Origin of the sequence: Intrasporangium sp., from assembly GCF_040414665.1 — a bacterium.
Taxonomy (GTDB): domain Bacteria; phylum Actinomycetota; class Actinomycetes; order Actinomycetales; family Dermatophilaceae; genus Intrasporangium.
On sequence record NZ_JBEDUL010000070.1, the window covers coordinates 1 to 11,496 of the forward strand.

An 11,496-nucleotide genomic window follows, 5' to 3' on the forward strand; every position below is an offset into this window, starting at 1 on the left:
TTCCACGCCTCGGGGTCTCCGTTTGCCGCGGCGGTCACGAGTTCTGTGAGACCGCTGGGTTCATGCATGACACGCCTCTCTCTCAGCGTGCTCATCGTAGGTCTCACGAACTGCAGATGCCCCACGAACCGGCCAGATACATACAGAGCGGTCACACCGCTGGGAGATCGGCGCGGCTGGGAGCGAGCCCAGCGGCATACGAACAATGTCGTATGCCGCTGGGCTGGGTCCGCCACGTCCCCGAGGGCCTGCGGGAGCGTCCTACTGGAGGACGGAGCCGAGCAGCACGCCGTCGGCGGAGGCGGCGATGCAGAGGGCCGAGCTGTTCTGCCGCCACCCGAGCCGCGTGTTTTGGTAGATGAAGAACAGGTCCACGCGGTCCAGCTTCGACTCGTCGAGCAGCGGCTCGGACGCGGCCACGCACCTCTGCTCGACGAGGTCACCAGCCGCGTCCTCGTCGCCTGGGTAGGGGTCGTCAGCAAGGTCGACGGTCGTGATCAGCTGCATCTCGTGGGCGTCGTCACAGCGATTGAGGGACGCCCAGTCGAGGGACGCGGGACTGATCCCGGAGAAGCAGTCGCCGGGGCGGAGCTGATCGACCGTGACGCGCCCCGACGTCGCCCGCGCACCGCTCTGGCTCGGCACCCGCCGGTCGTTCTCGTCAGCGAAGCGCACGGCGGCCACGACGACGAGGGCCCAGATGAGCAGGCCAAGGGAACCCAGGACGATGCCGGTGATTGCCATCCCCCTGCCCCGCTGGGGCCGTCCGGCCCGGGCCCGCCTGCGCAGCTGGCGAAGCGCGATGACACCGAGGACGACGGCGACGACGGGGGCCAGAGGAACGATGAAGGCCAGCCCGCAGATGAGCGCCGCAATGGCCACGCCGTTGGCACTCATGGGAGCCGGTCCCGGCCCAGTCTCGTAGGGCGACGGTGTCCCCGTCGCCTCGGGCGGCGGCGGAAGCAGGGGGGCGCCGCTCGACGGGGGAGGGGGAAGAGTCACGGCAGGACGATCCCACGCTCCGGCGCGGTGCGCGCTCCGGGATCCGCGCCTATCGGTCACGATCCGGCATCGCAGTGTCCGCTGGGCATGTGCGAGGGGTGGTCGCGCGTCCCCAGGCGCGACCACCCCTCGTGACCTGACCCGCGACGTCCCCGTGGCGTCGCGGGCGGTGTGCTGACGTCAGCTGCCCGACGTCGACTTCTGGGACTCGGCGTTCGTCCTGGCCTTGCGGCCCATCTCGTTCAGCTTGTCGCCGGCCGCGGTGACGACCTGGCGCTGGCCGTTCCAGTCGGACTGGAACTGCTCGGCGTCCTGGCCGCCCCAGTTGCCCTTGATCGTCTGGACCGCGCCGTTGACGGCCTCGACGATGCCGTCGAGCTCGCCCTTGTAGCCGACGAGCTTGTCGCCGGAGGCGGACACGGCGTCCGCGTCCATGCCCTTCTTGTAGACAGCCATGGTTGGAATCCCCTTCGAGGTTCGCTAGGTGGTGGAGTGCTGGCGGTGATCAGTACTGCGAAGACGTCTGGCGCTGCTGCTGGACCTCGCGGTCGATCGTCGTCTTCATCTCGGTGAGCAGCTTCTGCGCCTTCTGCAGCTCGGGCCGGTGTGTGCCGGTCCACTCCTGCTCGAACTGCCGCGAGTCGTCGCCCTGCCAGTTCTGCTTCAGCGACTCGACCTCCTGGTCGACCTTGGTGATCAGCTGCTGGATCGCCTCCGCCTGCTGCTGCAGGACGTTGCCCTGGGCGTTGACCTCGTCGTCGTTCATGCCAAGCCAAGCCATGACCTTCTCCTTGCTTCGACTCCCCCGACTCAATGGGGACTGGTTCCGGACCGCGCGGTGGGCGCCAGTCCCTTTCACACCCTCTCGGCTGGTTCGGACCGGTTTGGGCCCTCCGCCGACGAGGACGAATCTATGGGCGCCCCTGCGGGGTGTCGATGGGGAGCACTCCCCATCGCCGCTCCCGCCCCCCGCCTCCGCAACACGCCCGGAAGTGCAGGGCTCGACCCTGTTGCTTCAGGGGTGCGTTCAGCAGTGCCGGGCGTATTGCGTAGTGGGCTGGGGTCACAGGCGGGCTACCTGGAGGAGTTCGAACTTGCCTCGCTCGATGACGAAGCCGCGACCCGGCGGCAGCTCGGCTCGGTTGAGCGTCGGCAGGCTCGCCTTGAAGACCGCCAGCCCCTCGTTGCCGTCCGGGTGGAGGGCCAGTCCGGAGCGCGAGGTCTTGAGGAGCGCGGGCAGCCCGAAGTTCGAGGTGAAGAAGGACGACTCGCCCTCGGCGACGACGAACTGGTCGTTGTCGAGGCACGCCTTGACGAGGCCGGTGAGGGCGGTCTCGGCACCGGCGGGCGCGAGGTCGTCGATCCGCTCGATGAAGACGGCGACGGGACGCGTGATGCGGCCGGCCTCGATGTCGGCCGAGAGCCGGCTGGCCAGGCGGCCGGCAGCGTCACCGCCGACGGCCGTCTCGGCCCAGATGCCGAGGTCGAGCAGCTCCGACGAGCGCCGTGGTGTCATGAGGTAAAGGGCGCTGTGCGAGCTGAAGCGGAACAGGCCCGCCGCTGTCGTGGCCACTGCCGTCGTCCGACCCGACCCCGAGGGTCCGGTGATGATGAACGTCCCCCTGGGGTCGAAGCCGTGCGGCTCGAGGCTCGAGGACGCGACACCGACGACCGGACGACCGCCGCAATCCGGTGGCAGGTCGCCGAGCGGGATGCTGTCCGCGAGGCTCTCGATCGGCGGCGCCTCGCTGACGCCGGCCTTGCGGGTCGCCTCGCCGAAGGCCGCCATCGCCGCAGCCTGCGCGGTGACGTCAGTCGAGCCGCCGAGGACCGCGACCTGCACCTCCGAGCCGTTCATCAGCCCGCGACCGGGCGGCGAGGCCATGGTCAGCACGTCGCCGGGCACGCCGAAGACGGAGTAGTCCTCGGCGCTCGCCATCCGGAGGATGATCCGCCCCTGGACGGCCGCCGCCAGGTTGGTGGGCAGGCCGGTTCGCTGGTCCGAGGCGATGATGAAGTGGACGCCCACGGGCCGGCCGTCCGCCGCGAGGCCGGCGAGGTGGTCGAGCCAGTGGAAGCGGCCACCAACCTCGTACGCCTGCCGGAAGGCGGTCATCCCATCGATGAGCACGATGATCCGCGGCTCGTCCGGTCGCCCGGCGAGACGGCGGTAGTCCGTGATCGTCGCGGCGCTGACCGCCGAGTAGCGAGCGGCCCGGTCGTCGATCGTCGCCCGCAGCGTCCGGAGCAGTCGCGTCACGCGCTCGTGGTCGCCGCCCGGGATGATCGAGCCGACGTGGGGCAGCGACTCGAGCATGGCCAGGCCGCGGTTGCCGAAGTCGAGGCCGTAGACGTGGCAGGGCCCGCCCCGCACGGTGTAGCCCGCGGCGATGGCAACGGTCCGCAGGAACACCGACTTGCCCGACCCTGACGTCCCGTAGACCGCGATGTTGCCCTCCCGGTCGGGACGGAAGGCGACCTCGGGCTGGGCCTGGTTGTCCGGGTCGTCGGCCACGCCGAAGACGAGCTCGTCGTCACGCCGCTGGGTGGGCAGGGCGGCCAGGTCGTAGACCGGGCGCATGTCTGGCAGCCACGGCTTTCGCGGAGCGGGCAGCTCGGCACGTCTCGCCGCTCGCCCCAGGCTGGTGACGAGGCGCTGGATGTCCGTGGGGCCGAGGTCCGCAGCTGCTGAGTCGGCCTGCTCGACGCCGTCACCGACCCGCGGCTCCCACTCGACGCCGAGGCCGAAGGTCAAGGTCTCGACCCGCATGTCCGGTGGTGGCGGCACGTCGGACGTCCAACCGCCGGCATAGCCGGTCTGGAAGGGCACGAGCCGACCGGGGCCCGTCTTCGACATCGCGCGACCGGGCAACGCGGGGTCGAAGTACGCGGCCTCCTTGCTGCCGAGCACGTCCTCGGAGTCGTTCTCGTCAGCCATGCGCAGGGCCATCCGGAGGTTCGTGTTGGCCCTCAGGTTGTCCTTGATGACGCCCGCTGGACGTTGGGTCGCGAGGATGAGGTGCAGGCCAAGCGATCGCCCGCGCTGGGCGACGTTGACGACGCCGTCGACGAACTCCGGAACCTCCTGGACGAGCGCCGCGAACTCGTCCACGACGATGATGAGCGATGGCGGCGCCTCCACCTCGCCCCGGCGCTCCAGCTCGACGAGGTCCTTCGCCTTGAAGCGGGCCAGCAGGTGCTCGCGGTGGCGCAGCTCGGCCGACAGCGACGCGAGAGCGCGCCGGACGAGGTGCGGCGAGAGGTCGGTGACCAGGCCGACCGTGTGGGGCAGCTTGACGCAGTCCCGGAAGGCGGACCCGCCCTTGTAGTCGACGAGCAGGAAGGTGACCCGTTGGGGTGAGTGGGCGGCCGCCATGCCGAGGATCCAGGCCTGGAGCAGCTCCGACTTGCCGGCACCGGTCGTCCCGCCGACGAGGGCGTGCGGGCCGTCGGCACGCAGGTCGAGCGAGAACGTTCCCTGGCTCGACTGGCCCACGACGGCGCGCAGCGTGCCGGGCTTGCGCGGGAGCACGGCGGGGGCGAAGGGACCCGTGAGGATGGAGCGCGACTCGGACCACCGCTCGATGACCGCCTCCTCCGACCGCGCGAGCTCGGTGCCCGTCAGGGTGAGGAGCGAGACGGCGCGGGGCAGGTCGCTCGCGTCCTCGACCGGCACGCCCGCGTCGACGACGGGTGCAAGCTGCCGGGCGCACGCCATCGCCTCGGCAAATCCGATCCGGTCGACGGTGAGGGGGCGGACCTCTTGACCCTGGTGGACGAACCCGGCGAGCGAGTCGGATCCGACGTGGTCGCCACCGACGACGAGGAAGGTCTGGCAGGCCGCGGGCAGGAGCGTCTGGGCTTCGGCGACCCAGACGACGACGATGCCCTTCCGGTGCCCGCGCTCGGCGATGGCGACGATGCGGCTGCGGTCGATCGGTGCGTCGCTCTCGACAAGGACGAGCACTGCCGGACGCTCCGGCCCTCCCGTCTCTGCGGGCGCGGAGCCTTGAGCCCCCGACCCCGCTCGGCCAGCCGGCTTTCCAGCAATGAGGTCCTCGAGCGCATCCGCGAGCGCTGAGCAGCCCGGCGCGGTCTGCGCGAGGTGCCCAGCGTCGACTGGGCTGTGCGGGGAGCTGGTATGGGGCAGCCACTTGAGGAAGTCCCAGTCCCGCGCCGTGCTCGAGGAGGCGAAGGCGCACACGGCGACCTCGGCGGGCGAATGGAGCGCGGCGGCCTGGACGACGAGGGACCGGGCGGCCTCGAGCGCGTGATCGCGTGGACCGCAGACCCCGACCGCTCCCGCCGTCAGCGGCGTTGCGACGACGGGGACGTCGGGCACGACCTCGAGCCCCTTGAGCTGCTGCGACACCTCGAGCCACGCCTCGGCCTTGGACCGGCCGACCGCCGGCATGGTGATTTCCGAGCGCGATGGCAGGGTGCCGAGGCCGAGGCGCAGCTCGCCGAAGCCGTTACCGTCCCGACGCCGGGTCCAGAGCAGGGCGTTCCGGTCACGCACGGCAACGAGGCAGTCCTCCCCGCTCGGGTGCTCGCGCCGGCGAACGTCAGCCTCGAGGTCGAGCGACTCCCGGATCTGCTCCGAAAGCACGCCGAGGTCCTCGCGGAACGCCTCCATCGCGGCAGCGAAGTCCTTGCGCTGCTGCCGCCGGTGCTCCCAGAAGGTGCCGGCCATCATGAACGGCATCATCAGCATGAAGACGAGCGAGAAAGGGCTACGCATCATCGCGAAGAGGATGATGCCCATGAGGAGCGGCACCATCATCGCCATCCACGGCAGCGGGTTGCCCTTGCCGCGCTCCGGCAGGTCGGGGACCTGGAAGGCCTGGCCCTCGTAGAGCGGCGCCACTCGGGGTGACCGGGAGAACGACACCGACCCCGCGTCTCCCGACAGGACCCCGCTGCCGGGTCGGGTGAGCGAGCCCTCGCCGAGGAGGTGCACCTCCAGCTCGGTGTCACCCAGCTGGATGAGGTCACCGCTCTTGAGGTGAGCCCTGGCGACCTGTTGGCCACCCGCGGTGATCCCGTTGGCCGAGCCGAGGTCGACGACCTCGACGACCTCGGCGACGACGAGCTTGGCGTGCTGCCGCGAGACGGACTCATCGTTCAGCTGGACCTCGCAGCCGCGTCCTCGCCCCACATAGGCCGTGCCCCGGCCCAGCGGGAACTCCCGACCCGCATCCGGACCGCTGCGGATCACCACGACCGCTGCGGGCCGTCCGCGGTCGACGAAGCCCTCCCCCGCCCGGGTGACTGAGACCCGCAGGCCCGACTGGAGACCGCTCTCGGCGACGGTGGCGCGCGGGTCGAGCGCTCGCAGCTCGTGGTCGACGAGCGCGAGCGTCATCGGCTGGTCCACCCCGAGCACGGCCGAGCGGTGGGGGTCTGCCTTGGCGAGATAGGCGGCCAGGTCCCCGACCGTGGTCACCGTGTCCGTCGTCGCAACGAGGTCGGTCTCACCGTCGCCGGACCGCAGGACGAACTTCAGCTTCATCGAGTTCCCTTACGCTTCAAACGATTCGGCCGTATGCCGCTGGGCTCGCGGTCGTCCGACCGCGACGTCCGCTTTCGGCTGGGGCCAAGGCCGTGCCCGGTCGGCAGGTGGGTGCGGAAGGTCCGGAGGGAAAGGTCGGCGCGCAGGCGTGCCCAGAAGCCGTGCCCAGCGCGAAGCGCCCTGCGCGCGGTGGCCACATCCGCCCAGAAGGCCTCGACCTCCTCGGGCGTCGGCTCCGCGATGTCGAAGACATGGTGATTGGCCGTGGCCGCGAGGGTGGCGAGCGCGAGGCCTGAGCCCTGCGCGAAGTGCACACTCGACGAGGAGGTTGCCGCCCCTGCTTCCGTCGAGTGTGCAGTGTGCGCCGGCGGGAAGTGCACACTCGACGAGGAGGTCGGCGCCCCAGCTTCCGTCGAGTGTGCAGTTTGTGCCGCCTCGAGGGCACGAGCTTGTTCGAGACGCGTTCCCTTGACGGGCAGCGGCATCCGCAGGTCTCGCGCCGTGTCGACGACCTCGCGCCAGCCACCCGTGACTCGCGCGGACGGTCCTCCCGTGCGTCGGCGCCGCCGCCGCCGGACCGCCTTCGCGAGCCGGATGCTGCCATGGACGAGCAGCGCGAGCAGGAGGGGAATCGCGACGAAGAAGATGAGGTAGCGGAGCCAGTCCGGCCAGGTGTCCGGGTCGAACGGGCTGTCCTCATCCTTGGGCGGGGTGCGCAGCTGCGTGGCGTTCTGGGCCTGGTCCGGCCCCTGGAGGACGCTCGGAGGGTTGTTCGCGGCGGGTGGCGGGACCTGGGCGCCGGTCTTCTGCTGCTCGGACTTCTGGATGAGCGGCTCCGGCTTCTTGTTCCGGTCGGGCAGGAACTGCGACGGCAGGATGGGCTGCCACTCCCCGTCGGCCCGGCGGACCTCCACCCAGGCGTGCACGTCCTTGCCCTTGACCGCACCAGTCGCGTCTGGCACCGCGCCGAGGACGACCCGAGCCGGCACGCCGAGGCGGTTGGCCGCGAGCGCCAGCGCCGACGCGTACTGCTCGTCGTTGCCGGCGAGCTGGGTGGCCTTCACGAACTGGGTCATCCGACGCAGGCTGTGGCCGGGGAGGAAGACGTTCTGGACCGCGTCGCCCGCGGCGCCGCCGTCGGTGTAGGCGCCGCTCTGCAGGGCCTTGGCCATGGCGGTGACCTTCTGCCACGGGCTGTCCACCCGGCCGGTCCACGCATCGACCCGCTCGTCGAGGAAGGTCAGCGCCTGCGTGTCCACGACCGACCCACCGTCGACGTCGACGTGCTCGGGGAGCACATCGGGCACGGGTGAGACCCGAGCGGTGATCGTGTACGTGTCCCCAGCGGCGAGCCGCGTCGGGAGGACGCCGGTACCGGTGTCGGTGTTCAAGCGCAGCTCTTCGGACAGCGCGTCGGCGCGATCACCGCCGAAGGTCAGGCCGGTCACCGTCCCGAAGGTCGGGAGCCACACGTCGGCGTAGCCGTCCGCCGGAACCGTCACCGTGGCGGTGACCGCCTCGCCCGGGCCGTCGGACGCGATGTGACTACCGACCTTCCGGAAGCTGGCACCACCCGCATCAGGCCCGTCACCGAGGTTGGCGACGTTGCCCGCGCCCCAGACGAAGGAGTCATAGGAGTCGAGGGCGGCGAAGCGCAGCGGCACCCCAGGCGGCAGGCCCTGCACCGTGAGCAGGGTCCTGTCGAAGAGCTTGGCGGGGTTCGGCTCGGTGTACTGGCGGAAGCCTGCGAGCGGGCTCGGGTACTTCGTCACGTCGTAGGGCGGGACGAGCGAGGTGCGCAGCACGGTGCGGTGGGTGTCGTCGGCGCCGGGCAGGTGCGGTCCGAGGAGGAAGCCGCCGGCAGTCGCCGCGGCGAGGAGAACCGCGGTCGTGACGGCCCGGGTGGTCCGGCCGGCGCCGTTCTGGAGGGTTGGGCGGTTGCGGTTGCTTCGCAGCGCGGCCCAGCCGATCGCGACGAGGGCGAAAACAGCGCCCTGCACGGCAACGGCAGCAGGGGTGAGAGTGCCGAGGACGATCGAGGCGACGAGCAGGCCGACCGCGGGGGCCAGAACCACGAGCGCCCCGGTCCACCGGCGAGCCACGCCGTAGGTCAGCGCGCCACCGACGAGCCCGAAGAGGAAGGGCAATGCCAGGTACGGGCCCTCGGAGTCCACCGGCGGCAGGGCGGTGAGCAGCTCCTTCCAGCCGGGCACCGCCGCGTGAGCCAGCGTCGCCAGCGCCTCCCCCGAGGGCAGCACCCCGCCGATGAGGTCCTCCCGGACGGCGACCGGGCCGGCGAGCAGGAAGTAGCCGACCGCGAGGGCGAGACCCGTGCCGAGGCCGTACCACCGGTACGTCGCGCCGACGTGGGACACGAGCACCCCGACGAGCAGTCCCGCCAAGCCGACCCAGAGCCAGCCCAGCCCGTGAAAGGTCGTCCGGAACCCGATGAGCGCGATGCCCATGAGCACGACGGCGAAGGCGGCGTCGACGAGGGCGACCCGGTCGGGAACCAACCGCGCCAGCAGGCCGGCAGCGCGTTCGCCGGCGCCCGGCGCCTGGCGCAGGGCAGACGGGGGCGGACCCGCCAGACCGCCGCTGATCGAGCTCATCGAGCCACCCCAGCGACGAGCAGCACCCGAAGGTCTTCGAGCCGCGAGAGCGTGAGGATGACGAGCCCGCCACCGTGTCGCACGCCGTGGTCCGCGTGCGGGTCGACCACGACGACGACACGGCTCACCTCGGGAGGGAACTGCGCGGCGGCGCGCTGGAGGTCGATGAAGGGCCGGTGCGGTCCCGTGACGATGAAGACGGTGCTCGTGTCGGGCGCGAGATCGGTGCCGTCGAGGGCCAATCCCAACAGGTCCACCGGGCCAGCCTCGACCCGGGCCATTTCGTCGAGCCCCAGCTGGGGACGCGACTTGCTGATCCGCTGGCCCTCGCAGACGACGGACCAGTCCTGCTCGTCGAGCGCCGCGCGCACCATGATCGAACTGCCGACGGAGATCGCGGTCTCGACATCGGCCTCGATGGGGGACGGGGCGTTGGCGGCGTGGACGTCCCGTGCCCCGGGATCGACCTGGCCCGTCCGGCCGTGACCGGACCGGTACTGCTCGGGATCGGTGTCGATGAGCACGGTGACGTGGGAGCGCCGCGTGTCGAGGAACTGGCGGACCAGCAGCTTGCCCGCCTTGGCCGAGCTGCGCCAGTGGATGTAACGACGGTCGTCCCCGGGCTGGTACTCGCGCAGCGCGTGGAAGGCCAGGTCGCTCATCGAGATGTCCTCCGTCGTCGACCCCTCGAGGTCGCGCAGCAGGCCGGCGCCCAGCGGCTCGAGGGCAACGGTCCGCGGGTGGACGAACAGCTCGGTCCGCTCGGTCCACGTCAGCGTGCGACGCATCAGCCCGAGCGGGTCGCCCTGGACCGTCGTCGCCGGGCCGACGTGGATGACCCCGCGCCGCGTGGTCGGCACGACGAACAGCTCCTCGTGCGCGTGTCCCGGCGCCAGCGCGGGCAGGACGAACCGCGCCGCGGACAGCCCGACGGGCAGCTCGACGAGGATCGGCAGCATCGGCGCGCGGGCCTCGTTGGTCACCGCGATCCGGCCTGTGGCCGGCTCCCCGACGACGACCCGGCGCGGCTCGACCTCCGCGTCGACGCGCACCTTGGTGCGTCCGACCGCGAGGAGGAAGCACACCGCGAAGAGGACGAGCGCCGCGGCGGCCACCATGAGCAGCTCGGTCCAGCCCCAACGGGCGCCGGCGACCCAGCACCCCACTCCCAGAGCGAGGATCGCCCACCCGAGCGGAGAGACCCACGCCACCACGCGCCCCACCGGCTGGGCCCACCGGGGCAGACGCATTCGCCCCGCCACCCAGCCGCGCGCGGCGTGGACGTGGGCACGGAGCGAGCTCAGCGGCATACGGAATCGGCTTTTGTCGCGGGCCTGCTCGCGAAGCTCGCGTCGCGACACCGTCTGGCTCACGCCGACGCACGCTCCGCGGGCGGGGCGATGTCGCCGAGGATCTGGTCGATGACCTGCTCGACGGTGGCGCCGGCGAACTGCGCCTCGGCGCTGAGCAGCAGGCGGTGCGAGAGCACCGGCTCGGCAAGGATCTTGACGTCGTCGGGGATGACGTACGTGCGTCCCTGCGAGGCCGCCCACGTCTTCGCGCAGCGGACGTAGGCGAGGCAGCCGCGGACCGACAGGCCGAGCTTGAGCGACGGGTGCCGACGCGACTCCTCCGCGATCCGGCTGACGTAGCCGAGGATCGCCGGATCGACGTGGATCTCGTCGGCGAGCCGGGCCATGTCGACGATGACGTTGCTCGCGATGAGCGGCTGGAGCTGCTTGGCCCGGTCTCGGGTCTTGGCGTCGGCGAGCACGGCGATGGTCGCCTCGTGGTCGGGGTAGCCGACGCTCGACTTCATCAGGAAGCGGTCGAGCTGCGCCTCGGGGAGCCGGTACGTGCCGGCCTGCTCGATGGGGTTCTGGGTCGCGATGACCATGAACGGCTCGCCGACCGAGTGCGGCGTGCCGTCGATGGTGACGCGGCCCTCCTCCATGACCTCGAGGAGCGCCGACTGCGTCTTGGGCGACGCGCGGTTGATCTCGTCGGCGAGCACGATCGTCGCGAAGATCGGCCCGGGGTGGAACTCGAACGCCTGCTTGCTCGGCTCGTAGATCGTCACGCCGGTGACGTCGCTCGGGAGCAGGTCGGGAGTGAACTGGATGCGGCTGTGACTGCCCTGGACCGTCGCGGAGAGGGCCCGCGCGAGCTGCGTCTTGCCCGTGCCGGGGAAGTCCTCGAGGAGCAGGTGCCCCTCCGACAGGAGGCAGGTCAGGGCGAGGCGAGTGACGTGGCGCTTGCCGAGCACGGCCCGCTCGATGTTGCCGACGAGCTGGTCGAAGGTGTGGGCGAACCACGTCACCTGGTCCTGAGTGACACTCATGAGTTCCGTTCTCCTGTGGTGCAGTTGGT

General features: G+C 71.2%; 7 protein-coding genes. All 7 read right to left on the bottom strand.

All coding sequences use genetic code 11. The features are described 5' to 3' along the window. Positions 1-261: 261 nt before the first annotated feature. Positions 262-897, bottom strand: coding sequence for a DUF4190 domain-containing protein (locus ABF401_RS08135; protein ID WP_353509043.1), 636 nt, complete (start codon positions 895-897; stop codon positions 262-264). Positions 898-1,182: 285 nt separating this feature from the next. After that, positions 1,183-1,458 carry a WXG100 family type VII secretion target gene (locus ABF401_RS08140; protein ID WP_353509044.1) on the bottom strand — a complete coding sequence of 92 codons (276 nt, stop codon included), beginning with the start codon at positions 1,456-1,458 and terminating at the stop codon, positions 1,183-1,185. Between the two features lie 49 nt (positions 1,459-1,507). Further along, on the bottom strand, positions 1,508-1,783 hold the full coding sequence (locus ABF401_RS08145) for a WXG100 family type VII secretion target (RefSeq protein WP_353509045.1): 276 nt from the start codon (positions 1,781-1,783) through the stop codon (positions 1,508-1,510). A gap of 282 nt (positions 1,784-2,065) precedes the next feature. Further along, positions 2,066-6,514, bottom strand: coding sequence for a type VII secretion EssC family protein (locus ABF401_RS08150; RefSeq protein ID WP_353509046.1), 4,449 nt, complete (start codon positions 6,512-6,514; stop codon positions 2,066-2,068). After that, complete coding sequence (locus tag ABF401_RS08155) at positions 6,511-9,126, bottom strand: transglutaminase domain-containing protein (protein WP_353509047.1); 2,616 nt, start codon at positions 9,124-9,126, stop codon at positions 6,511-6,513. The genes ABF401_RS08150 and ABF401_RS08155 overlap by 4 nt, the downstream gene beginning before the upstream one ends. Continuing rightward, positions 9,123-10,499: a DUF58 domain-containing protein gene (locus tag ABF401_RS08160; protein WP_353509048.1), complete on the bottom strand. Its 1,377-nt coding sequence runs from the start codon at positions 10,497-10,499 to the stop codon at positions 9,123-9,125. Before ABF401_RS08160 ends, ABF401_RS08155 begins: the two co-directional genes overlap by 4 nt. Next, the gene (locus ABF401_RS08165) at positions 10,496-11,467 is read right to left on the bottom strand and encodes an AAA family ATPase (RefSeq protein WP_353509049.1); all 972 of its coding nucleotides are present in this window, start codon (positions 11,465-11,467) and stop codon (positions 10,496-10,498) included. The genes ABF401_RS08160 and ABF401_RS08165 overlap by 4 nt, the downstream gene beginning before the upstream one ends. Positions 11,468-11,496: the final 29 nt, after the last annotated feature.

Coding starts and splice junctions, on each gene's coding strand:
- ABF401_RS08135 (WP_353509043.1), bottom strand. CDS start 897: ATGAGTGCCAACGGCGTGGCCATTGCGGCGCTCATCTGCGGGCTGGCC.
- ABF401_RS08150 (WP_353509046.1), bottom strand. CDS start 6,514: ATGAAGCTGAAGTTCGTCCTGCGGTCCGGCGACGGTGAGACCGACCTC.
- ABF401_RS08145 (WP_353509045.1), bottom strand. CDS start 1,783: ATGGCTTGGCTTGGCATGAACGACGACGAGGTCAACGCCCAGGGCAAC.
- ABF401_RS08165 (WP_353509049.1), bottom strand. CDS start 11,467: ATGAGTGTCACTCAGGACCAGGTGACGTGGTTCGCCCACACCTTCGAC.
- ABF401_RS08140 (WP_353509044.1), bottom strand. CDS start 1,458: ATGGCTGTCTACAAGAAGGGCATGGACGCGGACGCCGTGTCCGCCTCC.
- ABF401_RS08155 (WP_353509047.1), bottom strand. CDS start 9,126: ATGAGCTCGATCAGCGGCGGTCTGGCGGGTCCGCCCCCGTCTGCCCTG.